Origin of the sequence: Sphingomonas sp. JC676 (assembly GCF_014489075.1) — a bacterium.
Taxonomy (GTDB): Bacteria; Pseudomonadota; Alphaproteobacteria; order Sphingomonadales; family Sphingomonadaceae; genus Sphingomonas.
In genome coordinates this window covers 361,415-385,806 of sequence record NZ_JACTGR010000003.1, presented here as the reverse complement: position 1 = coordinate 385,806, position 24,392 = coordinate 361,415, and the positions used below count along the sequence as shown (strand labels likewise).

Below are 24,392 nucleotides of genomic sequence, written 5' to 3'. Positions count from 1 at the left end.
CGCCGTCAGCCCTTGCACTCGCCGATGCGCCGGCCGGCGGTCTTCGCCTTCATCTTCATGCCGCCGCCGGGGCCGCCGGTCGCGTCCATCGAGGAGGCGAGCGCGAAGCTGGTATCGGTATAGGTGCCCGCGATCGTCTGCGTCATCTCGGCGCCCTGCTGGCCCGCGCAGATCATGGTCGCATCGATCCGGCCGCTCGCCATATTGAAGTTCTTGTAGGTGCAGCGGCCGTCATTCTTGCCGGTCAGCACGCCCGCTTCGGGCTTGGCGGCCTGTTCGGGGGTCATGCAGGTCTTGACCACCTTGCTGGTGGACATCAGCGTCTTCTTCATCTGGTCGCGCATCTGCGGCGGCACGCCGGGCAGCTCCATATCGGTGACCTCGACCGTCGTCTCCCATTCGCCGGGCGTGAAATGCGCGCCCCCCGCCGCCTGGGCCTGCTTCGCGACTTCGGCGGCCGAGGCATTGGTGAGCGATACCTCGCCGGTCTTCGCCGCGGTATCGGCGGTGGACTGCTGCTGGTTGCAGGCGGCGAGGGCGAAAAGGACGGGCAAGGCAGCGATCAGGCGGGCATCGGCATCTCTCCCATGAGTTTGTCCCGGAGTGTCGCCGGGTTCGGGCGCGATGGCAATGCGATAGCCGCGGACGTTGAAAAAGGCGGCCCGTGCAGGCCGCCCCTTCCCGGGTTCTAGGGGTGATCCTTCCGGTCCGGGCGGTCCGGACGTTTCGGCGGGCCGGCTACCGGCCGGACAGGCCGGGCCTGCTGGACCCGCGCCGGCTGCGACGGGCGCTGCGCGGCTTGGGCCTGGCGCGCCTGCGCGACCTGGGCCTGGCGCTGGGCGACCTGGACTTGGCGCTGGGCCTGCATCTGGCGTGCCCGGTCGGCCTGGGCGTTCCGCGCCGCCTGCCCCTGTTGTGCGCGGACCTGCGTGGCGCGCTGGCTCTGCTGCTGGGCCTCGCGCTGCTGCTGGCGGCTACGCGCCTGGACCTGCGCCTGCTGGGCGCGTTGCTGCGCTACCTGCTGCTGGCGTTGCGCCTGGACACGCTGCGCCGGTTGCTGGACGGCCTGCTGCTGACGGACCTGGAGCTGGCGCTGGGCCTGGGTGGCGCGCTGCGCCTGTTGCTGCGCGACCTGTTGCTGGCGCTCACCCTGGACGCGCTGCGCCTGCTGCCGGGCGGCCTGCTGCTGACGGACCTGGAGCTGGCGCTGGGCCTGGGTGGCGCGCTGCGCCTGTTGCTGCGCGACCTGTTGCTGACGGACTTGCTGCTGCTGGAGGCGTTGATCGGCGACCTGGCGCTGGCGGAGCTGCGCATGCTGCGCCGCCTGCTGGCGCTGCTCGGCCTGCTGGCGTTGCGCGGCTTGTTGCCGCTCCTCGGCGGCCTGCCGGACATCGGCGACATAGCGGGTGCGATCGCGCGCCCAATCGGCTCTCTGCCAGCGCTCGGGGATCACGCGCGGCGGTGGCGGGGCGGCGTTGAAACCGCGGCCGCGCCATTCGGCATATTGGCGCGTATCGGCGACGCGGCGCACACGCTCCTGCTGCCAATAGCCGTTGGCGCGCGGGGCGTTGCGGGCATGATAGGCCTGCCAGTCGCGCTGCTGCGCCTGCTCGGCCGCCCAGCGCCGCTGCGATAGGGCGATCGCCTGCTGGCGCGCGGACCAGTTGGCGGCGATGACGGCGCGGCGCTGCCGCTCGCGCGACGCGCGATAGAGCGCCTCGCCCCGGTTCAGATAGCGTCCGGCATAATCGGCGCGCTGGCCGTAGCTGTCATAAGGGAGGACGTCGCCGCGCGGGCCATAGACCACGGCGAGGCGATCGCCGTCATAGCCATAGCCATAATCGGCATCGCGGACATAATAGGGCCGGTTGGCGCCCGGCCGGTAATAATAATAGCGATAGCCGTCATCGACCGGCTCGGCGAAGACCTGCGAATCGTCATAGCCCTGCCAGGCCCAGGGCTCGACCCCGTCATAGTCGAAGCCGTAATCGGGCGGCGCGTCATAGACGACCTCGCTGAAATCGCGCGCATCGTCGGCATAGGCCCAGGCGTCATCCGGCCGGGCGACGCGGACCGTCTGGATCGGCCGGGCGGCGGGAAGCCGCGCGGCGGGCGGCGCGGCGGCGATCGCGGTCGCGGCGCCGGCGTCGAGCGGCAGCGTGGCGGGCAAGGGCGGCAGCGCCGCCGACTGGTTGAGATCGGGATTTTCCGCGCCGGTCTGGCTCGCGGGACCCGGGTTGCAGCCCGCCAGCACAGCCGCAAGCGCGACGATCGCGGTCATCGTCGCGCCGCGGCGACGCATTCGGAAACGGTTGGTCATGGCATCCTCTCCTCGATGCCCCCTCAACCATGGGGAATGCGCCTACGTTCCTGAATTGGCCGTGAGGGGGTTGTTCATGGGAGGGCTAGGGGGGGCGAGCTTCTCCTTGCCGGTCTTCGCGGCGATAAGGCGGTGCGTGCGCTCTCCTCCGGGTGCGTTGCCCGGGATAGTGGTCGAGGAAAGCTGCCGTGATAAGGCGGATCTCATGTCGATCTTAGCAATCCCGCCATCCGCGATCTCGGCTTACAAGCATGTTCCTGCGAAGTTCGGGGACGCGTTTGCGAGTGGCGAGTCGATTCAGCTCGCGACACTTAACGCTTATCGCGAAATGGAAGGGGATAGAGCCGATCAGCTCGAGGGGGTCGTCAGATACAGCGCCCAAAGGATTTGGGCTGGTATGCCGGGGGGAGTGTTCAATCCGGCGCAAGTTTTTTTGTCTCGGAGAATGGAGGCCATGATGGGAAGTGGTCATTCATTCGAAGGTTGTAGCTTCCAATTCCGCGTGCAGCCCTTCTATGTATTCTGTGCGTCTTCGCAGCCGGACTTGCGCCGAGCGGATATGGGCGAGCACATATTTTTTATAGAGAATCTTCGGGAATTCGCTTGGCAAATAAAGCTCGCCTCAGGAGGGCTGCTTGGAAATTATGACTGCCAACCCGTTCGATATTGCCGACGTTCTAGCGATGTCGATCGGAGTGGCGAAGTCCTGCCCGAGGGGCCATTCTACAAAAACATCGACAAGAAGTGGGAGAATGAAGTTCGTGCCGCATGGGAGGTGGATGATGAAAGTAAGCCCTACATTCGGCTTTCCGTTCCTCAAGTTTCCAAGTTGATCAAAAGAATCTCGTAATAACGTGGCGCGAACCGCATTACCGAGCAAGGTAGGAGTAAACTACCGATTTCTAATATTTCTTGGGCGGCATTGGGCGGGTTATCTTCGGCCAACCTAGGGATGGCAATCTCGGCTTAATGATATGCCCGTTCCTGCAGGAATAATTACGTTGGCGAAGTAAGTTGGGCCATTAGCCGCGTACGAAGTTGTACTATCTTGGCAAGATCATCGAATCCGAAATGATGGCTTATTGCCTGACCACTTATCGTTGTGGATTCCTCCCATATAACCGGAACCACTCCGGACGGGACCCGAAGTCCTTTATATAGCAACTTTTTGTAATCGGCGAATAATTTTAAGTTATTTTCATACAAATACAATACTTCCATCATTATAGATGACAATATCTCTCGATATTCAATTAGCATCGGTACAACGTCTATATTTGGGGCGTCTAAATTTTTCAGTTCCGCGCGAACTTTTGCGTTTGTTTTGTCTTCTTGTATAATTTTAACAGAGTCGATTTGTATCTCAGCCCGAAATAAGAATTCACCGTTTGGTGATGGCTCAGCGTAGGTACGTATATTAGATAGAGGGAGGGACCGGTGTTGAGAATAGTTGCGTAAATTGTGAAGAAAACGATAGCTAAAATATTCATCATATAAGAACGAATAATGATCTTTAAGTGATTTCCTTTGGGTGCTGTCGCTACCCCATTCTTCGCTTACATAATGCAGAGCCCTTTCTCGAAACCGCTCGCAGCTGCAAGAAAAGCATTCACCCTCCGCTGGGCCAAGGCCAGAGTTTCCAAGGTAATAGGCTTCATCAGGTCATCGCCCAAAGTTGCGACAACATCTTCGTTAAGAGTTGCCGCTGATGCTGCCTCAGCGTCAAGCGCGAGAAAGTCGATTACTATAGGTTTAAGCTGAGGAATGAAGCTGGTGTGGCGTTGATATTCTATCCAATCTCCCAGAGTAACCGGGGGGTCTACGTTTCCTCTCTGGAGGGGGTTTCTGGTTTGAGGCCGATACCAACCATATCGATATTTTTTGCCGGGTTCGAAGCCCTTGAAATCCATTTTTCCTCTCCCTCCGTTGCGCCCGTTTTCAACCTTTGTCGGCTGCAAGGCCAGCACACCTGCAACTCTTCGATCTCCGCAAACTCCAAAAAATTGTCGATACCAACGTCATTTGGAACAAGTGCGAATGGTGCGCTGTACGTTCCGCTCCATAGCGTCATAGGCCAGCGATAGATGCGATCGCCGATAGAGCGGGTCGCAGCTGTTCACGAGGTCGCAGAAGTGCACCAGCGAGCGCTTGCCTAGCACGGGCAACAGAGCGCGGTACGCCAGCTTCTCGCACGGCGTAAGCGGCCTTCCCAGCCCCTCTTCCGCAATCGAACTGCGGAGGACTGCCATCGCGTGCTGGATCAGGAGTGAATCGTGAGTTGCCGTCTTGAGAACATAAGCAGAACACGCTATACGGGGCTAGCCGCTAACTTGTTGTGATCCGGCGGCAGGCCGCGGACAGCGTTCGATTGCACCGTCCCCCTCGGAGCCCCATATTCCCCTTATGGCAATCCAGATCCGCACCAGCCTAGCCGAGCCCGAGACCGGGACCGACTTCGTCCCCCATCGCCCGAACCGTCCCGACAAGATCGAGGGCGGCAAGCGCTTCAAGCTCGTCAGCGACTATGAACCCTCGGGCGACCAGCGCTATGCGATCCCCGAGCTGGTCGAGCAGGCGCTGGCCGGCGAGCGGGACCAGGTACTGCTCGGGGTCACCGGCTCCGGCAAGACCTATACGATGGCCAAGGTGATCGAGGAATTGCAGCGCCCGGCGCTGATCCTGGCGCCCAACAAGATCCTGGCCGCGCAGCTCTATGGCGAGTTCAAGAGCTTCTTTCCCGAGAATGCGGTCGAGTATTTCGTCAGCTATTACGATTACTACCAGCCCGAGGCCTATGTGCCGCGCTCCGACACGTACATCGAGAAGGAAAGCTCGGTGAACGAGGCGATCGACCGGATGCGGCATTCGGCGACGCGATCTTTGCTGGAGCGCGACGACGTGATCATCGTCGCCTCGGTCTCGTGCCTGTACGGCATCGGCTCGGTCGAGACCTATTCGGCGATGATCTTCGATTTGAAGAAGGGCCAGGTGGTCGACCAGCGCGAGATCATCCGCAAGCTGGTCGCGCTGCAGTACAAGCGCAACGACGCCGCCTTTGCGCGCGGCAATTTCCGGGTGCGCGGCGACAGCCTGGAGATCTTCCCGTCGCACTATGAGGACACCGCCTGGCGCGTGTCGTTCTTCGGCGACGATGTGGAGGAGATCGTCGAGTTCGATCCGCTGACGGGCAGCAAGGTGGCGAGCCTGGACTATGTCCGCGTCTTCGCCAACTCGCACTATGTGACGCCGGGGCCGACGCTCAAGCAGGCGATGGAGGGCATCCGCCACGAGCTGACCGAGCGGCTGAAGGAACTGGAGATCGAGGGCAAGTTGCTCGAGCTGCAGCGGCTGGAGCAACGGACCAATTTCGACCTCGAGATGATCGCGGCAACGGGAAGCTGCGCGGGGATCGAGAATTACTCGCGCTTCCTGACCGGGCGCCTGCCCGGCGAGCCGCCGCCCACGCTGTTCGAATATCTGCCGGAGAATGCGCTGCTGTTCGTCGACGAGAGCCACCAGACGATCGGCCAGATCAACGGCATGTCGCGGGGCGACCACAAGCGCAAGATCACGCTGGCGGAGTACGGCTTCCGCCTGCCGAGCGCGATCGACAATAGGCCTTTGCGGTTCAACGAATGGGACGCGATGCGGCCGCAGACGACGTATGTGTCGGCGACGCCGGGCTCATGGGAGATGGAGCGGACCGGCGGCGTGTTCGTCGAGCAGGTGATCCGCCCCACGGGCCTCATCGATCCGCCGGTGGAGATCAAGCCGGTCGAGGAGCAGGTGCAGGATTTGATCGTCGAGGCGAAGAAGACCGCCGAGATGGGGTATCGCACGCTGGTGACGACGCTGACCAAGCGGATGGCGGAGGATCTGACCGAATATATGCACGAGGCGGGGGTGAAGGTCCGCTACATGCACTCGGACACCGAGACGCTGGAGCGGATCGAGCTGATCCGCGATTTGCGGATGGGCGTGTACGATGTGCTGGTGGGGATCAATTTGCTGCGCGAGGGGCTCGATATCCCCGAGTGCGGGCTGGTCGCGATCCTCGATGCCGACAAGGAAGGGTTCCTGCGCTCGGAGACGTCGCTGATCCAGACGATCGGCCGCGCGGCGCGCAACGTCGAGGGGCGGGTGATCCTCTATGCCGACCGCATCACCGGCAGCATGGAGCGGGCGTTGGCGGAGACCGGGCGGCGGCGCGAGAAGCAGCATGCCTACAATACCGAGCACGGCATCACGCCCGCGACGATCAAGCGCAACATCGGCGACATCATCGCGCATGTGGCGTCGAAGGACCAGGTGACGGTCGCGATCGACGAGGATCGGCCGCACATGGTGGGGCACAATCTGCGCTCGTATATCGAGAGCCTCGAGAAGAAGATGCGCGACGCCGCGGCGAACCTGGAGTTCGAGGAAGCCGGGCGGCTGCGCGACGAGATCCGCAGCCTCGAGGCCGAGGAGCTCGGCCTGCCGGCGGGCGAGCACAAGGCGCCGATCATGGGCCGCAGCAACGAAGGCAAGCCGGGGACGCGCAAGACGCGCTACGGCAAGCAGTCGAAGATGCGGATAAGCGGGGGCAGGACGCGCTGACGTTGCGGACCGGGAACAAACCCCCCGCCGCCTGATTTTACAGTTTCTTGCGTAAAGTGTTTCCGGCGTTAAGCATGCACGGAAATGCGAGTTTCCATCCCGAGCGGGGGCGTTTGGGAGAGATACGATGTTGCGCAACAGCCTGTTCTTCTCGAGCCTGGTCGTGCTCGGCCTGACCGCGTGCAGTGACGGCGGCTCTTCGGGGATGAACCCCGCGCCCATGCCGACGCCCACGCCAACGCCGATCCCGCTTCCCACGCCTTCTCCCACCCCGCTGCCGACGCCCGCTCCCGCGCCTAAGGCGAGCGCGGCGGATTATGCGCCGGCCGTGGCGTTCCGCCCGAGCGCCGGCATTGCGCTGCCGATCGGCAAGTGCGTGAACATGGGCAACCATCTGGAAGCGCCCAACGAAGGCGATTGGGGCCGCGCGATCGTGGACGGCGACTTCGCAACCATCCGGGCGGCGGGGTTCAACACGATCCGGCTGCCGGTGCGCTGGTCGACGCATGCGCTGGCCGCGGCGCCCTATACGATCGACGCGGCGTGGATGGCGCGGGTGCGGCACGTGGTGGATACCGCGCGGGCCGCGGGGCTGAACGTCATCCTCAACCTGCATCACTATGACGAGATGGCGACCGATCCCGCCGCGCACGCCACGCGCTTCGCCGAGTTGTGGAAGCAGATCGGCGCGGCGTTCGCCGACGAGCCGGTGGCGAGCGTCTGGTTCGAGCTGATGAACGAGCCCAACGGCGCGCTCAACGACAGCAATTTGCCCGGCATACTCGCGCCGGCGCTCGCCAATGTCCGCGCCACCAATCCGACGCGGCCGGTGATCGTCGGCGGGCAGAATTGGAGCGGGGTGGCGTCGCTGGCGACCCTGGCGCTGCCGGCGGACCCCTATGTGATCGCGACGATTCATACCTATGACCCGTTCGCCTTCACCCATCAGGGCGCGAGCTGGATCACGCCGACGCCGCCGCTCGGCCGGACGTTCGGGGACGCGGCCGACAAGGCCGAACTCGACGCCAATCTGCAGAAGGTGCGCGATTACATGACGCGGACGGGCCGCGCGGTGTTCGTCGGCGAATATGGCGCCAACGACGATCCCGGCGTGCCGCTGGCCGAGCGGGTCAATTATTACGGCACGATCACCGCCGCATACGCGTCGATCGGGGTGCAGAGCTGCGCCTGGGCCTATACCAACACCTTCCGGCTGCGCGACGGCAACACCTGGCTGCCCGGCATGGTCGAGGCGATCCGGACCACGACGACGCTGCAATAGCGGCGGCGCGCGGGGCAAGCCCCACGGGACTCTACGGAATGCCCATTCTGGCCGGAAGCTGCTCTATGCCGGTCGAAAGGGGAACGCATGACGTCGATTCTCGACCTTCGTATCGAGCATCGTGAACTCGAGGAGCAGGCGGCAACGCTGCTTCGCGTCGTGCAGAACCTCGTCCCCGATCCCGCCGCGGTGGCGATGCTGCGCTGGCGGATGGCGCAGAAGCTGAGCGACCATTGCGTCCGCGAGGATCGCGTCGTGTATGAGCAACTCGTCGCTTCGGGCGACGCGTCGGCGACGGCGGTCGCCTGGCGCTACCGCCAGGAACATGGCCAGCTTGCCCCCGATTTCTCGCGCTATATCGGGGCCTGGCCGGTCGACCGGGTCGCCAGCGAATGGGCAGCCTTCCGCGCCGAGACCGAGGCGATGGTGATGCACCTCAACAGCCGCATCTTCCTCGAGGAGCAAGTGCTCTACGCGCATGTCGAGCGGCTGGCGCAGCGCCGCGCCGCGGCATGACCGGGGCCCGCTGACACTAGGTTGAGCCTCCCGGACTCTTCCCCCATAAGGCGCGCCATGCGCCGCATCCTAGTGCTCGCCAGCCTTGTTTCGTCAGCCGCGCTCGCGCTGGGCGGATGCTCGACCACCGCCAAGGTGGTGCCGGCGCCCGCTGCGCCCGCGCCCGTAACCGTGACGGAAACCTTGCCCTATGGGACGGCTGGTCTGCCGATGCCCCGTTCCGAGGACTGGCGCGACTGGCCGCTGACGCCGGGCACCTGGGCCTATCGCCAGGACGAGCGCGGCAGCATCGCGCTGTTCGGACGTGCGGGTCAGGATGCCGAGCTGACGTTGCGCTGCGACCGCGCACGCGGGCGCATCTACCTCTCGCGCCGGGGCGAGGGCGGCGGCGGATACAGAATCCGCACGACCAGCCTGGAGCGCCGGCTCGCGGCGCTGCCGACCGGCGGTACGCCTCCCTATCTCGCGGTCGAGCTTGGTGCGCGCGATCCGTTGCTCGACGCGATCGGCTTCAGCCGCGGGCGGTTCGTGGTCGAGGTGGACGGCCTGCAGGAGCTGGTGGTGCCTGCCTGGGCCGAGACGCTGCGCGTCGTGGAAGACTGCCGCGGCTGAAAATCGGGGAATTCCAGGAACCGGAGGCGGCGTTACGCTTCGCTCATCCCCAAGACTTCCAGAATCGCTCATATAAAAAAACATTACAAGACTTGTTCTGCGACTCAGGGTGATTCATGATTCGTTCGTGCAGTGACGCACGCTCGTTCTTCAACTAGCGAAAGGAGGTGATCCGATGTCTCATGGTTCAGCAATGGGGTCGGTTCAGTTCGTTCGGGAGACGCGCCGCTGAGCTGAAAGCGCGGACGGAAGCCCTCCGTCCGTATGGTGAGCGGGAGGTATCCTCCTCCAACCAACGCTCGCCCGCTGGCAGCAAAGCGGTCCGCATGGTCTCCCCTGCTGGAGCTTCCGGCCGCTGACCATGTCGGAGGTCGCCGGGTACCCTGACGGGGCCCGGCGGCCTCTTTCATTTTCTGCTATGGCGCGCCGATGGAAACGTCCGCACAGACAGATAGCTCGCGACCCCGCATTCGCTGGGTGCGCACCGTGATCGGCGGGGTCGTGCTGGGTCTGGTCGTCGTGCTCGTCGGCAATCTGCTGTTTCCCGAGCCACGCGAGGCATCCGAGCCGCCGCTGCTGCGTGGCCTTCCCCAGACCTATGAGGCGGCAACCGGGGCGCTGACGGATCGCGCGCGTGCCCGTTTTCCTGTCGGGACGCCGGAATCGGCCGTGATCGCCGAACTGCTCGCGCAGGGTTTCAAGGTCAGTCCACCGTCGCACTATGCGCAATGGCAGCGCAAGGGCGTGCCCTGTGTCCAGATCGCCCGTATCTGGTGGAGCGCCGAGCAGAACCGCGTGACTAAGATCGAAGGGCTGCGCAACGCGCTTTGCACCTGAGCGGGCCAATTGGCCGTCCGTCTAGCCCCAATGGGACAGGGCTCGCCGCGTGACTCAACTGGGCGCTCGGGTTACGCTCCCGGCACAGGAACGGGGAATGCCATGAAGACGATGATTGCCGCGCTGCTGGCGCTGTTCGCATTATTTCCGGGGCAGGCCATGGCGCAGGACGCCGCGGTTTCGGCGCCCATCTCCCAGTTCATGGACGGCTTCAACAAGGGCGATGTCGCCGCGGCGCGCGCGACGCACCATGCCGATGCAGTGATCGTCGACGAAGTATCGCCTTATATCTGGCGCGGGCCCGGCGCGTTCGACGCCTGGGTCGCCGATCTGATGAAAGACAGCGCGGCGCAGGGCATCACCGATCAGTCGGTCGAGCTCGGCACGCCGACGCGCACGCTCGTCACGGGGGACAGCGCCTATGTGATCGTGCCGTCGACCTATCGCTTCAAGCAGAAGGGCACCGCCATGTCCGAGGTCGCGCAGATGACCTTCGCGCTGCGCAAGACCGCTGCGGGCTGGAAGATCGCCGCCTGGACCTGGACCGGGCCGAACGCGACGCCGGTCAAATAACCCCGGCGTGCTTCAGCCGCCTTCGCGCGGCTCGAATATCGACCAGCCGGTGCGCGCCACCAGCCGCTCGAGCGCTAGCACGCCGAGCTGGGAATTGCCGCGTTCGTTGAGACCCGGCGACCAGACCGCGATCGAGGCGATGCCCGGTGCGACTGCGAGGATGCCGCCGCCGACCCCCGACTTGCCGGGCAGGCCGACGCGATAGGCGAACTCGCCCGAGCCGTCATAATGACCGCAGGTGAGCATCAGCGCGTTGATGCGGCGCGCGCGCTGCGGCGAGACGATACTGTGGCCGGTCTCCGGGATCACGCCGCCGTTCATCAGGAACCGCCCGGCGCGCGCGAGCTGGCGGCAGCTCATCGCCAGCGCGCAGTGGTGGAAATAGACGCCCAGCGCACACTCGGGCGAATTCACCAGATTGCCGAAGGCGCGCATGTAATTGGCGAGCGCGATGTTGCGGAAGCCGGTATCCTGTTCGGCGCGCGCGACGGCTTCGTCGATGAAGATCGCCTCGTCTCCGGCGAGGCCGCGGACGAAGCGTAGCAGCTCTCCGATCGCCTCGCCCGGCGCGCTGCGGCCGAGCAATATGTCCGAGACGACGATCGCCCCGGCATTGATGAAGGGATTGCGTGGGATGCCATGCTCAGTCTCGAGCTGGACGATCGAATTGAACGCGCTGCCCGAGGGCTCGCGGCCGACGCGTTTCCACAATTGATCGCCGACCGCGCCGAGCGCGAGGGTGAGCGCGAAGACCTTGGAGATCGACTGGATCGAGAAGGGCGCGTCGGCATCGCCTGCGACATGCTCGGTGCCGTCGGCGGTGGTGATCGCGATACCGAAGCAGGCCGGATCGATCCTGGCGAGGGGCTCGATATAGTCGGCGACCGTGCCGCGATCGGTGGTGGCGCGGATTTCGGCGGCGATGTCGGCGACGATCTGGGAGAGCTCGGGCATGCTTCATTGCTAGACGGTGTGGGAGGCGGAGCAAGATGGCGCGGAGATTTGCGCTTTGGAAAGGCGAGCTGGGGTCGGGGAAGGTCCGCTTTTGACCCGCAGCATACGATTTTTTGCTGCCGCCGCCGCGATGCATGACCTCGAATGACTGGTCTAGAGCAGGGAAGTCCGGGGTGCTTGCGCTTCGTGCGCGAGCAGGTTAGACACTGAACTATATGGTTCAGTATTCAAGCCCTCCCCTCGATCTCTCGTTTGCGGCGCTGTCCGATGCGACCCGCCGCGGGATCATCGATCAGCTTGGGCGAGGGGACGCGTCGATCACCAGTCTCGCGGATAAGTTCCAGATGACGCTGACTGGCATGAAGAAGCACGTCCAGGTTCTGGAGCGGGCGGGGCTCGTCGTCACGCAGAAGGTCGGACGGGTGAGAACCTGCGCGCTTGGGAAACGCGGCCTCAAGGCGGAGGCCGAGTGGATCGAGGCGCACCGCAAACTCTTCGAGGCCCGCTTCGAAGCATTGGACGAAATCATCAGCGAAATGAAACAGGAGGAAAGCGATGGATCAGCAAGTTAGCAGTGCAGGTGGTGCGCAGAACCGCACGTCAGTCGAGCGCAAGGGGCATCGCGAACTCGTCGTAACGCGGACGTTCAATGCGCCGCCGAGCATTGTTTACAAAGCGTGGAGCCAGCCCGAACTGTTCCAGCGCTGGTGGGTGCCAAAATCGGTATCCGGCGTTTCGCTCGTATCGTGCGATATGGACGTCCGTACCGGCGGCAAATATCGGCTGGAATTCAGCGCCGGCGGCCCGGATACCATGGCCTTCTATGGCAAGTATCTCGAGGTGGTGCCGAACGAGCGCATCGTCTGGACCAACGATGAGGGCGAAGAGGGCGCGATCACGACCGTGACCTTCGAGGACCAGGGTGGGAAGACGCTGCTGAATTTCCACGAAGTCTATCCGTCCAAGGAGGCGCTTGAGGAAGCACTGCAGGGCTCGGCGGCCGGATTGCCGGAGCAGCTGGAGCAGCTCGACGAATTGCTTTCCAGCATAAGCGAGTAGCGCGGTCGGGAAACTCGCCCCGGGGGAACGTCTGTTCTTGGGAAGTGACTCCACCGGCCATTCCGGAGCTGGGCGCAAAGCTGCCCCTGTCTGACCTCCGCAACTCGGTTTAGAAGCAAATCTCCGGTTCGTGTCCGCGTTCAAGTCACAAGGATCGGATATTCCGAGCGGAGCGCATCGGACACCGCCTCCACCGCCGCGACGTCCGCCGCGCTCCCGGTGGGGGTGATCGACCAGTTGCAATGCGCGTGCGTCGCGGCGCTGTAGACGCGGACCGCACCGAGCACATTGCGCCAGCGGCGGCGGGTGCCGCCCTGCTCGCGCAGCAGCCGGGCGAGGAAGCGGTCGATCAGGTCGTCGCCGGTCATGCCTCGCTCGCCAGGCCCTTCAACCGGTAGAGCGTTTCCAGCGCCTCGCGAGGGCTGAGCGCGTCCAGGTCGAGGCTGGTCAGCTCGGCGCGTAGCGTGTCGATCTTCTCTTCCTCCTGCTCGGCCGCCGCGGCGAATAGGGGCAGGTCGTCGAGACCCGCAGCGAGGCCGCCGGTCTTGGCGCGGCCGGCCTCGAGCTTGTCGAGCACCGACTTGGCGCGTTTGATCGTGATCGGGGGCAGGCCGGCGAGGCGCGCGACCGCGATTCCATAGCTGCGGTCGGCCGGACCCTCGGCGACTTCGTGGAGCAAGACGAGATCGCCCTTCCATTCGCGGGCGCGGACATGGTGGAGGGTGAGCGCGTCGCAGCGCTCCGCGAGGCGGGTCAGCTCGTGATAATGGGTGGCGAACAGGCAGCGGCAGCGATTGTCCTCATGGATCGCCTCCACGACCGCCCAGGCGATGGCGAGGCCGTCATAGGTGCTGGTGCCGCGGCCAACCTCGTCGAGGATGACGAAGCTGCGCGGGGTCGCCTGGGCGAGGATCGCGGCGGTCTCGACCATCTCAACCATGAAGGTCGAGCGGCCGCGCGCAAGATTGTCCGAGGCGCCGACGCGGCTGAACAGGCGATCGACCAGCCCGAGCGTTGCGCTGGTGGCGGGGACGTAGCTGCCCGCCTGGGCGAGCACGGCGATCAGCGCGTTCTGGCGGAGGAAGGTCGACTTGCCGCCCATGTTCGGGCCGGTGACCAGCCAGAGCCGCGAGCTTTCGGAGAGCGAGCAGTCATTGGCGACGAAGCGGCCGCCCGACCGTGCGACGGCGTCCTCGACCACCGGGTGACGGCCGCCCTCGATCTCGAAGCAGCTATGCTCGACCAGGATGGGGCGGGCCCAGCCGCCCTCGGCCGCGCGCTCGGCGAGGGCGGCGGCGACGTCAATCCGGGCGAGCGCGTCGGCGGTGGCGGCAATGGCCTCGCAGCGATCGAGCGCGGTGCCGGTCAGATCTTCGAGATGCGCGGCTTCGGCGGCGAGGGCGTGCGCGCCGGCCTGGGTGACCTTGATCGCGACTTCGTGGAGTTCAGGGGCGTTGAAGCGGACGACGCCGGCGAGCGTCTGGCGATGGGTGAAGCCGCTGTCCTGTTTCATCAGCGGATCGGCGTTCCGGGCGGGAACCTCGATATGATAGCCGAGCACGCCGTTGTGGCGGATCTTGAGCGAGGCGATGCCGGTGCGGGTACGGTAGTCGGCTTCCAGCGCGGCGATGGCGCGACGGCCGCCGGCACCGGCGTCGCGCAGGTCGTCGAGCGCGGCGTCATAGCCTTCGGCGATATAGCCGCCCTTGTCGGCGTCGATCGGCGGCTCGGGGACGAGCGCGCGGGCGAGCAGGTCGATCAGCGCGCCGTGGCCGCGCAGCTGGGGGATGAGGTCGCGGAGCAATGCGGGCACGTCGGTTATGCCGCCGAGCCGCTCGCCGAGGCGCCAGGCGCCGTCGAGGCCGTCGCGGAGCTGGCCGAGATCGCGCGGGGAACCGCGTCCGGCGGCGAGGCGGCCGAGCGCGCGGCCAATATCGGGCAGAGCGCGCAGCGCATTGCGGATGCTGTCGCGCAGACCGGCATCGTCGTGGAAGCGCTGGACGAGATCGAGCCTTGCGTCGATCTGGCCGCGGTCCATCAGCGGTGCGGCGATGTCGGTGCCGAGCAGACGGGCGCCGGCGCCCGTCACGGTGCGGTCGACGCTGTCGAGCAGGCTGCCCTTGCGAGCGCCCGCGGCGCTGAGCGTGAGCTCGAGGCTCTCGCGCGTCGCGGCGTCGATCGCCATCGCCGCATCGGCGCGGCTGAGGCGCGGCGGGCGGAGGAAGGGGAGCGATCCCTTGGCGGTATGCTCGAGATAGGCGACGAGGCCGCCCGCGGCGGAGAGCGCGGCGCGCGAAAACTGGCCGAAGCCGTCGAGCGTCGCGACGCCGAACAGGCGCTTGAGGCGAACCTCGCCATTGCCGCTCTCGAAATCCATGCGAGGACGCTGGACGGTCGCGAGATCGGCGAAGGCGGAGGCGTCGCTGGCGACGGTCTCGGCGGGGTTCAGCCGGGCGATCTCGGCGGTGACGCGCTCGGCATCGGTCTCGATCAGCTCGAACCGCCCGGTCGAGACATCGGCGCAGGCGAGCGCGACCTGGCCCCCGGCCTCGCCGAGCGCGACGCACCAATTGGCGGCGCGGCTGTCGAGCAGTGATTCCTCGGTCAGCGTGCCGGCCGTGACGACGCGGACGATCGCGCGGGCGACCAGCGCCTTGGATCCGGCGCGCTTCTTCGCTTCCTCGGGCGTCTCGGTCTGGTTGGCGATGGCGACGCGGTAGCCGGCCCTGATCAGGCGCGCTAGATAGCCGTCCATCGCATGCGCGGGGACACCGCACATCGGGATGCGCTCGCCGTCATGCTCGCCGCGCGCGGTCAGGGCGATGTCGAGCACCGCGCTTGCGACCTTGGCATCGTCGAAGAACAATTCGAAGAAGTCGCCCATCCGGTAGAAGAGCAGGCAATCCTCGGCCTCGGCCTTGAGCGCGTGATATTGCGCCATCATCGGAGTGGGAGCGGCGGAAGACATGCGGGCCTTTCGGTAGCCGAACCGGCGGAGGCGTCAAACATCCGTCCGGCCTTTTCCTGGGGACAAACGAGACTGTGCGGAATATCGCACATGTTGGGACTGCGATTGGGGCTATCGAAGCCGATTGCGGGCTTCTCTCCGTGGAGCGACGTCGATTCGGCTCATTGCGGGGCCGGTGCGCCGACCCTAAAGGGAGGGTAATCCCGGGAGAGAAGAATGTCCGAAGACAGCAACGTCCAGTTTTCCGATCGCGAGGCGCTTCGCTATCATTCGGAAGGACGGCCGGGCAAAATCGAGATCGTCGCGTCGAAGCCGATGGCGACCCAGCGCGATCTGGCCCTGGCCTATTCGCCGGGGGTCGCGGTGCCGGTGCTGGCGATCGCGGAGAACCCGGCGCTTGCCTATGACTATACCGCCAAGGGCAATCTGGTCGCGGTGATTTCGAACGGCACGGCGATCCTGGGGCTGGGCAATCTCGGCGCGCTCGCCTCCAAGCCGGTGATGGAAGGCAAGGCGGTGCTGTTCAAGCGCTTCGCCGATGTCGACGCGATCGACCTCGAGCTCAACACCGAGGATGTCGACCGGCTGATCGACGCGATCGAGCTGCTGGAGCCCAGCTTTGGCGGGATCAATCTGGAGGACATCAAGTCCCCCGAATGCTTCATCATCGAGCAGACCCTGCGCGAGCGCATGAACATCCCGGTGTTCCACGACGATCAGCACGGCACCGCGATCATCGCCGCTGCCGGCATCATCAACGCGCTGTATCTCACCGGGCGCGACATCAAGACGACCAAGGTGGTGGTGCTGGGCGCTGGCGCCGCGGCGATCGCCTGTGCCGAGCTGATCAAGGCGATGGGGCTGCCGCACGACAATTTGCTGATGCTCGACATGAAGGGCGTGATCTACCAGGGCCGCGAGGAAAGCATGAACCAGTGGAAGTCGGCGCACGCCGTCGACACCACGCGGCGCACGCTGGCCGACGCGCTGGACGGTGCGGATGTGTTCCTGGGGCTCGCCTCGGCCAATTCGCTGCCGGTCGAGCTGCTCGAGACGATGGCACCCAAGCCGATCATTTTCGCGATGGCCAATCCCGATCCCGAGATCAGCCCGCCCGTCGCCAAGGCGGCGCGGCCCGACGCGATCATCGCCACCGGTCGTTCGGACTATCCGAACCAGGTCAACAACGTGCTCGGCTTCCCTTTCATCTTCCGCGGCGCGCTCGACGTGCGGGCGACGACGATCAACGACGCGATGAAGGTTGCGGCGGCCGAGGCGCTGGCGGCGCTCGCGCGCCAGCAGGTGCCCGAGGAAGTGGCTGCGGCCTATGGCGTGCAGCACTGCTTCGGCCCCGACTACATCATTCCGGCGCCATTCGATCCGCGGCTGATGGAGATCGTTCCCGCCGCCGTCGCCAGGGCGGCGATGGATTCGGGGGTGGCGACCAAGCCGATCGAGGATTTCGAGGCCTATCGCCAGTCGCTGCGCGCGCGGTTGAATCCCACCACCTCGGTGCTGAGTCTTGCCTATGAGGGCGCGCGCGCCAATCCGAAGCGGGTGATCTTCGCCGAGGCCGAGGAGGAAGTCGTGCTGCGCGCGGCGATCGCCTTCAAGGAAGGCGGTTATGGCGTGCCGGTGCTGGTCGGGCGGGAGTCGGTGCACGACCGGCTGCGCGCGCTCGGCGTCAATCCGGACGAGTTCGAGGTGCATAACAGCGTCAATTCGCCGCTGGTGCCGCGGATGGTCGAGTTCCTCTACCAGCGGCTGCAGCGCCGCGGTTACCTCCGCCGCGAGGCCGAGCGGATGGTCAATCGCGACCGCAACATCTTTGGCGCCCTGTTGCTCCAGCTGGGCGAGGCCGATGCGATGATCACTGGCATCACCCGCACCTATGCCCAGGCGATCCGCGAAGTGCGCCGCGTCATCGATCCCGAGGCCGGCCGCACGCCGTTCGGCATCCATGTCATGGTCGGCCAGTCGCACACGGTGTTCATCGCCGACACGACGGTGAACGAGCGGCCCAATGCCGAGGAGCTGGCGGATATCGCGGTGGGCACCGCGCAGGTGGCGCGTCGGATGGGGCATGAGCCGCGCGTCGCGTTCCTCAGCTATTCGACCTTCGGCAATCCCGAGGGCCGCTGGCTGGAGAATGTCCGCGGCGCGGTAAAGATTCTCGACGAGCGCGGCGCCGAGTTCGAATACGAGGGCGAGATGGCACCCGACGTGGCGCTCAATCCTCGCCAGCTCGCCAATTATCCGTTCGCGCGGCTCTCGGGCCCGGCGAATGTGCTGATCATGCCGGGGCTGCAGTCAGCCAACATCTCGGCCAAGCTGCTGCGCGAGCTGGGCGGCGATTCAACGATCGGCCCGATGCTGGTCGGGCTGGAGAAGCCCGTCCAGATCGCGCCGATGACCGCGACGGCGAGCGAGCTGGTGACCCTGGCGGTGCTCGCGGCGGGCGGGATCGCGCGCTGACGTCCAACAAATGAAGTCGCCCTTGCTGCTACATTTGTAGCATGCTACAAATGTAGCAGGAGGCGGTTATGATCGAGTCGCTGCCGCGTCGCGAGCGCGAGGTGTTCGAGGTGCTGTGCAGTCTGCAGGAGGCGACCGCCTCGGCAGTGCGGACGGCGATGACCGATCCGCCGAGCGATTCGGCGGTGCGCACCTTGCTCGGGCGGCTTGAGGCCAAGGGGCTGGTCACGCACCGCACCGCCAACCAGGCCTATGTCTATGCGCCCGCGACGCAGACCGAGGCGGTTGCCGAGACGGCGCTGCAGCGCATCGTTCAGACCTTCTTCCACGGATCGGCGGCGGGCGCGGCGACTGCGTTGCTCGGCATGGAGCCGCGGCTAAAGGCTGAGGAGATCGAGATGCTCCAGCGGGCGATCGACCGCGCGCGCGAGGACGCGAAGTGATGCCGCCGCTGCTGATCGCGCTCGCCTGGAAATCCGCGCTCCTCTGTGTCGTGGCGCTGGGAGGGGCATGGGCGATGCGCAGGCGGCCCGCCGCCGAACGCGTGGCACTGCTCCGCGTGGCACTGGCGGCGCTGCTGGCGCTACCGCTGCTGACCCTGGCGCTTCCCGCCGCGGAGGTGCCGCTGCTGCCGGCGCCACAGGCGGTAGCACCAACCGAGATGGCGACGTCGTTGCCCCAGCAGAAAGCCACGATCACGCTTCGGATACCGCCCGCCGAGCGCAGCCCGGAGCCTGCCGCGCTGCTATGGCTGCTCTATCTGGGCGGCGCGGCGCTGATGCTGGCGCATCTCGCGGTCGGGATAGCGACGCTGGCACACTGGACACGGCGCGGCCAACCGGTCGCGGACCGGCAATGGCTGGCGGCGCTGCAGCGCGCCGGGAAGGGGCGGCGAGCGGTGCGGCTCCTGGTATCGCCGCATGCGAGCACGCCGCTGAGCTGGGGAATCGCGCCGGCCTGGATCCTGATCGATCCGGAAACGGCAGCCCGCCCCGAGCAGGCGGAATCGGTGATCGCGCACGAGATCGCGCATATCCGGCGCTTCGACTGGCTCGCGCTGGTGGCGGCGCACCTGACGGTGGCGCTGTACTGGTTCAACCCGTTGGTCTGGATGCTGCGGCAACGGCTGATGCGCGAGGCCGAGCTTGCTGCCGACAGCGATGCGGTCCGCGAGATTGCCTGCGCCGACTATGCACAGGTGCTGCTTTCGGTCGCCGCGCGTCCGGCGGGGCCGCGCATCGCCAACGGCATGGCGCTGGCGCAGGGGACACTGCCGCACCGTATTGCGACTTTGCTCGAAGGAGGTGCCCACCGGCGCGCCAACAGGGCCTTGTCCGTGGCGCTGCTGGTGGGCGGGCTGGGCGTGGCGGCTCCGCTGGCAGCGATGAAACTGGTGCCCGCCGCTTCCCCGGCCGGTCCGGAGGCGAGCTTGCGGACCGTGTCGATCGCTCCTGCTCTCGCCGCCCCATTCAAGGTGGAAGGCAATCGCGAGCGAGGCGAGGCGGCGCGTGAGTCCGTGCCCGGGCGGGAGAAGCCCCCCGTTCAGGCTCCGCCCGTCGCTCCGCCACCGGCGCCAACCCCGCAGCCGTCCGCTTCGCAGCCGGGCGCGGTGATCCTGTCGAAGTCCGACAAGCTCGTGATCGCCGTGCCGGTTCAGCAACAGGTTACGATCGCGAATCCGCAGGAGGAAGGGCGTGGTTCAGCGGTCGAAGGCCAGCGTCAGGGCGCCGCAAGCCGTGGCGAAGCGATCGGCAATCTGATGGAGAGCGCGGCCGAGCTGCGCGAGCAGGCGATGGACCTGGAGGAAAGCGCCGACGAGGACGGCCTCACCGCGTCGGCGCGCGACGGGCATCGCCGGGCTGCGCAATCGCTGCGCAACCAGGCGGCGAAACTGGAAAGCGAAGCAAAGGCGATGCTCGGCGCGCCGTAGCGCCCGGCCGCAACCCCAAGCGAACTGAAAATCGCGCGATTCCGCGCCACGGGACAGGCTTGTCCGAATTCTAGAGGGAGGTTGACGATGCGCGTAATTATCTTGGCCGCGGCGGCGGGAGTGCTGGGCGCATGCATGCCAGCGCAGGCGATGGAGGTGAAGATACGCCTGAGCTATACCGATCTGCGCCTCGATAGTCGCGAAGGCCGGGCGCATCTGCGGTCCCGCGTGGCGGAGGCGGCGCAAAGTTACTGCGCGGCGCATCACGCCGAGGTGACGCCGCACGACTCGCGTGCGGATCCCTATTATTGCCCGGACATGCTGCGCTCGTGGATCGTGCACGAGATGTCGCCCGCGACGCGGCGCGCCTACGCGCTCGCGCGGCGTGAAGCAGGTGTGCGCGGCCGGCGGCTCTAGCCGTCGATGCTGCTCCCCAGCGATGCGTTGACCAGCCCGCCATCGACCGTGATCGTGTCGCCGACGACATAGTCGCCGGCACGGCTGGCGAGGTAGATCGCGGCGCCGGCCATGTCCTCGTCGACGCCGATGCGCTTCGCCGGGATTGCCTTGGATACCGCGCCGCCGTGATCGCGCGCGGCCTTGTTCATCTCGCTGGCGAAGGCGCCGGGGGCGATCGAGGTGACGTTGATATGATCGCGGATCAGCCGCGCTGCCATGCGCTTGGTCAGGTAGATCAGCGCCGATTTGGACGCGTGATAGCTGTAGGTCTCCCAGGGATTGAGGCGCTGGCCGTCGATCGAGGTGATGTTGAGCACCTTGGCGGGCTTGTCCGCCGATGCGCCGGCCTTGAGCAGCTCGTGAAGCGCCTGGGTCAGGAAGAAGGGCGATTTGACGTTGAGGTCCATGACCTTGTCCCAGCCCTTTTCCGGGAAGGTCTCGAACGGCTCGCCCCAGGCGGCGCCGGCATTGTTGACCAGGATGTCGAGCCGGGGCTCTAGGGCGGCGAGCTTTTCCGCCAGCGCCTTGCAGCCCGCGACGGTGGAGACGTCCTCGGGCAATGCAATGCAGTTCGGGCCGAGTGCTGCGGCGGTCTCCTCGCAGGCCTCGGCCTTGCGGGAGGAGACATAGACCCTGGCGCCCTGCGCGATGAAGCCTGCCGCGATCATCCGGCCGATACCGCGCGACCCGCCGGTGACGAGGGCGACCCGGCCGTCGAGCCGGAAGAGTGTTGTGGTGTCCATGTCTTCTACTCCCTCTCCCGCTCGCGGGAGAGGGCCGGGGTCTCTCCGCGAACGGCAATGTTTGTGGTGGGGACTCACCCTCACCCAACCCTCTCCCGCAGGCGGGAGAGGGCTTTTCTATCCGCCCCGCTTCAGCGTTTCCCTCGCGATGATGAGCTGCTGGATCTGGCTGGTGCCTTCGTAGATCCGGAACAGCCGCACGTCGCGGTAGAGCCGCTCGATGCCGTAATCGGCGATATAGCCCGCGCCGCCGAATATCTGCACGGCGCGATCGGCGACGCGGCCGACCATCTCGCTGGCGAAATATTTGGCGGCGGCCGCCTCCATCGTGGTGTTGGCGCCGCCGTCCTTTGCGGCGGCGGTCTCGAGCACCAGCGCGCGAGCAGCGAGCGCTTCGGTCTTGGAATCGGCGAGCAGCGCCTGGATGAGCTGGTGCTCGGCGATCGGCTTGCCGAACTGCTTGCGTGTCGAGGCATAGGCGACGCAATCGGCGATCAACCGCTCGGCGACCCCCACGCAGACCGCCGAAATGTGCAACCGGCCGCGATCGAGCACCTGCATCGCGATCTTGAAACCCTCGCCTTCGCCGCCCAGCCGATTGGCGACGGGGACAGGCGTGTCGTCGAAGATCACGTCGGCGACCTTGGCGCCCTTCTGCCCCATCTTCTTCTCAGGCTCGCCGATCGAGACGCCGGGCAGGTCGCGCGGCACCAGGAAGGCGGAGACGCCGCGGGCGCCCGGTTCGTCGCCGGTGCGCGCCATCACGGTGAAAAGCTGCGCCTTGTCGGCATTGGTGATGAAACGCTTGGTGCCGGTGAGGCGATAGACGTTGCCGTCGCGCACCGCGCGGGCCTTCACCGCGCCCGAATCCGATCCAACATCGGGCTCGGTGAGCGCGAAGCTGGTGACGATCTCGCCCGAGGCGATGCGCGGCAGCCACTCGGCCTTCTGCTCGGGCGTGCCGGCCATGACGAGGCCCTGGCTACCGATGCCGACATTGGTGCCGAAGGCCGAGCGGAAGGCGGGGGTGGTGCGGCCCATCTCGATCGCGACGCGGCATTCCTCGCTCATGGTGAGGCCCAGCCCGCCATAGTCTTCGGCGATCGACAGGCCGAACAGGCCGAGCGCCTTCATCTCCGCGACCACGCTCTCGGGAATCGCGTCGGCCTCTTCGACTTCGGCTTCCAATGGTCGCAGCCGCTCGGCGACGAAGCGGCGGATGGTATCGAGCAGGGCGTCGAAGATTTCCGGGTCGAGTGCCATCGTCAGCCGTTCTCTTTGTTCGAAGCGCGAGGCTATACCGGACAGGTGGCTGCGGACAAGCCGTACCCGATCTTCCAATCGCTTTCGATTGACCCCGGCACGCCCCCACCTATGCTGCGCCCGTCTTTGGAAAGGGATCGCATGCAATCGGACGCAGAACAGGTCGCGGTCGGCGCGATTCCGCCGGTCCGGCGCGTCGCGACGCCGACGATGCTCGCTTATGGGTTTGGCGCAGCCGCCTATGGCGTGAAGGACTTGTGCTTCTCGACCTTTCTGCTGCTGTTCTACAACCAGGTGATCGGGCTGCCCTCCGCCGAGGTGGGATTCGCGATCATGTGCGCGCTGTTGTTCGACGCGGTGATCGATCCGGCGATCGGGTTCCTTTCGGACCGGACCAAGAGCCGTTGGGGGCGGCGGCATCCCTGGATGTATGCGTCGGCGGTGCCGATCGTGGCGGGGTGGCTGCTGTTGTGGAACCCGCCGGCGCTGTCGCATTACGGCATGCTGGTGTGGGTGTTCGCAACCGCGGTGGTCGTCCGTACCGCGGTCTCCGCCTATGAGGTGCCGTCGCAGGCGCTGAGCCCCGAGCTTTCGGCCGATTATGACGAGCGGACGCGGATCATGGCCTATCGCTATCTGTTCGGCTGGGCGGGCGGGATGGGCATGATGATGGCGGCCTATGGCTGGTTCCTGGCCGGCGGCGTGCTCAACCGGAGCGGCTATCCGGGGTTCGCGATCGGCGGGGCGGTGGCGATGTTCGTCGCGATCCTGGTCTCGGCACTCGGCACGCACAGCGAGATCAAGCGGCTGCCCAAAGTCGAGATCGCCCGCCAGCCCTTCCGCGCCAGCCTGGCCGAACTGGGCGAAACGGTGCGCAACCGGGCGTTCCTGATCCTGATGGGCGCGGGCATCTGCTATTATTCGGCGCAGGGGATCAGCTTCGCGCTCTCCAACTATCTCTACGCTTATGTCTGGCAGCTGCCGCCCTGGGCCTATCAAATGCTGGCGCTGACCCTGCTGCTCGGCGTCGTCGTCGCCTTCCTGATCGCGCCGCGGGTGGCCAAGAGGACGGGCAAGCCGATCGCCGCGATGGGCTTCATGATTGCCGCGGCGATATTGCTCACCGGGCCGTACGTCCTGCGGCTGGCGGGCGTGTTTCCCGAGCCCGGCAGCCCCTGGCTGGTGCCGGTGCTGTTCACGATCTTCACCGTCAATGCGACGTGCAGCGTCTCCTCCACCATCCTCGGCGCCTCGATGATGGCCGATGTCGTCGAGCATTCGGAGGTCGAGACCGGGCGGCGATCGGAGGGTGTGTTCTTCGCCGGCGGCTTCTTCGTCCAGAAATGCACCAGCGGGCTCGGCATCTTCGCGGCGGGGACGATCCTCTCGATCGCCGGCTTCCCGGCGCTGGCCGAGCCCGGCAAGGTGCCCGAGGCGACGGTCGACCGGCTGACCCTGATGTTCATCCTCCTCTATATGGGCCTGGGCTTTACCGCGGCGTTCTTCTACCGGCGCTTTCCCTTCGGGCGGGCGGAGCATCTGGCGCGGGTGGCGCACCTGGCGAAGGCGGAAATGCCCGCCGGGAAATAGTCCCGGCGGGCACCTTTCCTCCCCAGGAAAACTTCGGGCTACGTCAGGCGACGCGGCCTAGCCGGTGATAGAGGTTCGAATATTTGACCGATTCCGGCGAATCCTTGATCTGCTGGAGATGGGTGCCGACGGCTTCGCGGATCAGGCGGAAATCCTCGGTCGAGAAGACAGCGCGGCTGCGCTGGGGTTCGTTGGTCATGACAGTCACTCCT

Annotated in this window: 23 protein-coding genes; 14 read left to right on the top strand and 9 right to left on the bottom strand. The window is 65.8% G+C overall.

Going from position 1 to position 24,392, the window contains the following annotated elements:
- Window positions 1-5 precede the first annotated feature (5 nt).
- Both IAG41_RS12435 and IAG41_RS12430 read right to left on the bottom strand, forming a co-directional pair.
- Complete coding sequence (locus IAG41_RS12435) at window positions 6-554, bottom strand: DUF3617 domain-containing protein (protein ID WP_187728945.1); 549 nt, start codon at window positions 552-554, stop codon at window positions 6-8.
- Between the two features lie 134 nt (window positions 555-688).
- Entirely contained in the window at window positions 689-2,320 is a 1,632-nt protein-coding gene (locus IAG41_RS12430; RefSeq protein ID WP_187728944.1) for a hypothetical protein, read from the bottom strand.
- A gap of 205 nt (window positions 2,321-2,525) precedes the next feature.
- Between IAG41_RS12430 and IAG41_RS12425 the strand changes: the two genes are divergently transcribed.
- Window positions 2,526-3,170, top strand: a complete 645-nt coding sequence (locus tag IAG41_RS12425) for a hypothetical protein (RefSeq protein WP_187728943.1) — start codon at window positions 2,526-2,528, stop codon at window positions 3,168-3,170.
- 706 nt (window positions 3,171-3,876) lie between these two features.
- Here the strand turns inward: IAG41_RS12425 and IAG41_RS12420 are convergent.
- Window positions 3,877-4,230, bottom strand: coding sequence for a hypothetical protein (locus IAG41_RS12420; protein WP_187728942.1), 354 nt, complete (start codon window positions 4,228-4,230; stop codon window positions 3,877-3,879).
- Window positions 4,231-4,723: 493 nt separating this feature from the next.
- Between IAG41_RS12420 and uvrB the strand changes: the two genes are divergently transcribed.
- From uvrB to IAG41_RS12390, 6 genes are all read left to right on the top strand, one after another.
- The gene (gene uvrB / locus IAG41_RS12415) at window positions 4,724-6,919 is read left to right on the top strand and encodes an excinuclease ABC subunit UvrB (RefSeq protein WP_187728941.1); all 2,196 of its coding nucleotides are present in this window, start codon (window positions 4,724-4,726) and stop codon (window positions 6,917-6,919) included.
- Window positions 6,920-7,046: 127 nt separating this feature from the next.
- Window positions 7,047-8,201, top strand: coding sequence for a glycoside hydrolase family 5 protein (locus tag IAG41_RS12410; protein WP_262408640.1), 1,155 nt, complete (start codon window positions 7,047-7,049; stop codon window positions 8,199-8,201).
- 87 nt (window positions 8,202-8,288) lie between these two features.
- Window positions 8,289-8,717, top strand: coding sequence for a hemerythrin domain-containing protein (locus IAG41_RS12405; protein WP_187728940.1), 429 nt, complete (start codon window positions 8,289-8,291; stop codon window positions 8,715-8,717).
- Window positions 8,718-8,774: 57 nt separating this feature from the next.
- Complete coding sequence (locus IAG41_RS12400) at window positions 8,775-9,329, top strand: hypothetical protein (protein ID WP_187728939.1); 555 nt, start codon at window positions 8,775-8,777, stop codon at window positions 9,327-9,329.
- A 429-nt stretch (window positions 9,330-9,758) separates the two neighbouring features.
- Window positions 9,759-10,166 (top strand): hypothetical protein, encoded by a 408-nt coding sequence (locus IAG41_RS12395; RefSeq protein WP_187728938.1) that lies wholly within the window; start codon window positions 9,759-9,761, stop codon window positions 10,164-10,166.
- A gap of 102 nt (window positions 10,167-10,268) precedes the next feature.
- Window positions 10,269-10,739 (top strand): YybH family protein, encoded by a 471-nt coding sequence (locus tag IAG41_RS12390; RefSeq protein ID WP_187728937.1) that lies wholly within the window; start codon window positions 10,269-10,271, stop codon window positions 10,737-10,739.
- 12 nt (window positions 10,740-10,751) lie between these two features.
- On the opposite strand, the gene IAG41_RS12385 is transcribed toward IAG41_RS12390, so the two are convergent.
- On the bottom strand, window positions 10,752-11,693 hold the full coding sequence (locus IAG41_RS12385; RefSeq protein WP_187728936.1) for a glutaminase: 942 nt from the start codon (window positions 11,691-11,693) through the stop codon (window positions 10,752-10,754).
- A 215-nt stretch (window positions 11,694-11,908) separates the two neighbouring features.
- On the opposite strand from IAG41_RS12385, the gene IAG41_RS12380 reads away from it, so the two are divergent.
- Both IAG41_RS12380 and IAG41_RS12375 read left to right on the top strand, forming a co-directional pair.
- A complete protein-coding gene (locus IAG41_RS12380) occupies window positions 11,909-12,265 on the top strand; it encodes an ArsR/SmtB family transcription factor (protein ID WP_187728935.1) in 357 nt (118 codons plus the stop codon).
- Entirely contained in the window at window positions 12,249-12,752 is a 504-nt protein-coding gene (locus IAG41_RS12375; RefSeq protein WP_187728934.1) for an SRPBCC family protein, read from the top strand. The genes IAG41_RS12380 and IAG41_RS12375 overlap by 17 nt, the downstream gene beginning before the upstream one ends.
- Before the next feature lie 140 nt (window positions 12,753-12,892).
- Here the strand turns inward: IAG41_RS12375 and IAG41_RS12370 are convergent, their stop codons facing one another.
- Together IAG41_RS12370 and mutS are read right to left on the bottom strand one after the other, a co-directional pair.
- Window positions 12,893-13,120 (bottom strand): hypothetical protein, encoded by a 228-nt coding sequence (locus tag IAG41_RS12370; RefSeq protein ID WP_187728933.1) that lies wholly within the window; start codon window positions 13,118-13,120, stop codon window positions 12,893-12,895.
- Window positions 13,117-15,696, bottom strand: a complete 2,580-nt coding sequence (mutS, locus tag IAG41_RS12365; protein ID WP_187729149.1) for a DNA mismatch repair protein MutS — start codon at window positions 15,694-15,696, stop codon at window positions 13,117-13,119. The genes IAG41_RS12370 and mutS overlap by 4 nt, the downstream gene beginning before the upstream one ends.
- Before the next feature lie 240 nt (window positions 15,697-15,936).
- Between mutS and IAG41_RS12360 the strand changes: the two genes are divergently transcribed.
- From IAG41_RS12360 to IAG41_RS12345, 4 genes are all read left to right on the top strand, one after another.
- Window positions 15,937-18,195, top strand: a complete 2,259-nt coding sequence (locus IAG41_RS12360) for an NADP-dependent malic enzyme (RefSeq protein ID WP_187728932.1) — start codon at window positions 15,937-15,939, stop codon at window positions 18,193-18,195.
- Window positions 18,196-18,263: 68 nt separating this feature from the next.
- Window positions 18,264-18,638, top strand: a complete 375-nt coding sequence (locus IAG41_RS12355; RefSeq protein ID WP_187728931.1) for a BlaI/MecI/CopY family transcriptional regulator — start codon at window positions 18,264-18,266, stop codon at window positions 18,636-18,638.
- Window positions 18,638-20,125 (top strand): M56 family metallopeptidase, encoded by a 1,488-nt coding sequence (locus IAG41_RS12350; protein WP_187728930.1) that lies wholly within the window; start codon window positions 18,638-18,640, stop codon window positions 20,123-20,125. The genes IAG41_RS12355 and IAG41_RS12350 overlap by 1 nt, the downstream gene beginning before the upstream one ends.
- Before the next feature lie 87 nt (window positions 20,126-20,212).
- Complete coding sequence (locus tag IAG41_RS12345; protein ID WP_187728929.1) at window positions 20,213-20,542, top strand: UrcA family protein; 330 nt, start codon at window positions 20,213-20,215, stop codon at window positions 20,540-20,542.
- Here IAG41_RS12345 and IAG41_RS12340 read toward each other — a convergent pair.
- Complete coding sequence (locus IAG41_RS12340; RefSeq protein WP_187728928.1) at window positions 20,539-21,327, bottom strand: SDR family oxidoreductase; 789 nt, start codon at window positions 21,325-21,327, stop codon at window positions 20,539-20,541. The two genes, IAG41_RS12345 and IAG41_RS12340, sit on opposite strands and share 4 nt — an antisense overlap.
- Window positions 21,328-21,444: 117 nt before the next feature.
- Complete coding sequence (locus IAG41_RS12335) at window positions 21,445-22,590, bottom strand: acyl-CoA dehydrogenase family protein (protein WP_187728927.1); 1,146 nt, start codon at window positions 22,588-22,590, stop codon at window positions 21,445-21,447.
- A gap of 141 nt (window positions 22,591-22,731) precedes the next feature.
- Here IAG41_RS12335 and IAG41_RS12330 point away from each other — a divergent pair, with 141 nt between their 5' ends.
- Entirely contained in the window at window positions 22,732-24,180 is a 1,449-nt protein-coding gene (locus IAG41_RS12330) for an MFS transporter (protein ID WP_262408639.1), read from the top strand.
- Window positions 24,181-24,223: 43 nt separating this feature from the next.
- On the opposite strand, the gene IAG41_RS12325 is transcribed toward IAG41_RS12330, so the two are convergent.
- Entirely contained in the window at window positions 24,224-24,379 is a 156-nt protein-coding gene (locus IAG41_RS12325; protein ID WP_187728926.1) for a hypothetical protein, read from the bottom strand.
- Window positions 24,380-24,392: the final 13 nt, after the last annotated feature.

Excerpts from the sequence above, each read along its gene's own strand:
- IAG41_RS12330 (WP_262408639.1), top strand. The coding sequence starts at position 22,732 with ATGCAATCGGACGCAGAACAGGTCGCGGTCGGCGCGATTCCGCCGGTC.
- IAG41_RS12430 (WP_187728944.1), bottom strand. The coding sequence starts at position 2,320 with ATGACCAACCGTTTCCGAATGCGTCGCCGCGGCGCGACGATGACCGCG.
- IAG41_RS12425 (WP_187728943.1), top strand. The coding sequence starts at position 2,526 with ATGTCGATCTTAGCAATCCCGCCATCCGCGATCTCGGCTTACAAGCAT.
- IAG41_RS12325 (WP_187728926.1), bottom strand. The coding sequence starts at position 24,379 with ATGACCAACGAACCCCAGCGCAGCCGCGCTGTCTTCTCGACCGAGGAT.
- IAG41_RS12345 (WP_187728929.1), top strand. The coding sequence starts at position 20,213 with ATGCGCGTAATTATCTTGGCCGCGGCGGCGGGAGTGCTGGGCGCATGC.
- IAG41_RS12420 (WP_187728942.1), bottom strand. The coding sequence starts at position 4,230 with ATGGATTTCAAGGGCTTCGAACCCGGCAAAAAATATCGATATGGTTGG.
- mutS (WP_187729149.1), bottom strand. The coding sequence starts at position 15,696 with ATGATGGCGCAATATCACGCGCTCAAGGCCGAGGCCGAGGATTGCCTG.
- IAG41_RS12405 (WP_187728940.1), top strand. The coding sequence starts at position 8,289 with ATGACGTCGATTCTCGACCTTCGTATCGAGCATCGTGAACTCGAGGAG.
- IAG41_RS12400 (WP_187728939.1), top strand. The coding sequence starts at position 8,775 with ATGCGCCGCATCCTAGTGCTCGCCAGCCTTGTTTCGTCAGCCGCGCTC.
- IAG41_RS12370 (WP_187728933.1), bottom strand. The coding sequence starts at position 13,120 with ATGACCGGCGACGACCTGATCGACCGCTTCCTCGCCCGGCTGCTGCGC.
- IAG41_RS12385 (WP_187728936.1), bottom strand. The coding sequence starts at position 11,693 with ATGCCCGAGCTCTCCCAGATCGTCGCCGACATCGCCGCCGAAATCCGC.
- IAG41_RS12355 (WP_187728931.1), top strand. The coding sequence starts at position 18,264 with ATGATCGAGTCGCTGCCGCGTCGCGAGCGCGAGGTGTTCGAGGTGCTG.
- uvrB (WP_187728941.1), top strand. The coding sequence starts at position 4,724 with ATGGCAATCCAGATCCGCACCAGCCTAGCCGAGCCCGAGACCGGGACC.
- IAG41_RS12390 (WP_187728937.1), top strand. The coding sequence starts at position 10,269 with ATGAAGACGATGATTGCCGCGCTGCTGGCGCTGTTCGCATTATTTCCG.
- IAG41_RS12395 (WP_187728938.1), top strand. The coding sequence starts at position 9,759 with ATGGAAACGTCCGCACAGACAGATAGCTCGCGACCCCGCATTCGCTGG.
- IAG41_RS12410 (WP_262408640.1), top strand. The coding sequence starts at position 7,047 with ATGTTGCGCAACAGCCTGTTCTTCTCGAGCCTGGTCGTGCTCGGCCTG.
- IAG41_RS12350 (WP_187728930.1), top strand. The coding sequence starts at position 18,638 with ATGCCGCCGCTGCTGATCGCGCTCGCCTGGAAATCCGCGCTCCTCTGT.
- IAG41_RS12380 (WP_187728935.1), top strand. The coding sequence starts at position 11,909 with ATGGTTCAGTATTCAAGCCCTCCCCTCGATCTCTCGTTTGCGGCGCTG.
- IAG41_RS12335 (WP_187728927.1), bottom strand. The coding sequence starts at position 22,590 with ATGGCACTCGACCCGGAAATCTTCGACGCCCTGCTCGATACCATCCGC.
- IAG41_RS12360 (WP_187728932.1), top strand. The coding sequence starts at position 15,937 with ATGTCCGAAGACAGCAACGTCCAGTTTTCCGATCGCGAGGCGCTTCGC.
- IAG41_RS12340 (WP_187728928.1), bottom strand. The coding sequence starts at position 21,327 with ATGGACACCACAACACTCTTCCGGCTCGACGGCCGGGTCGCCCTCGTC.
- IAG41_RS12375 (WP_187728934.1), top strand. The coding sequence starts at position 12,249 with ATGGATCAGCAAGTTAGCAGTGCAGGTGGTGCGCAGAACCGCACGTCA.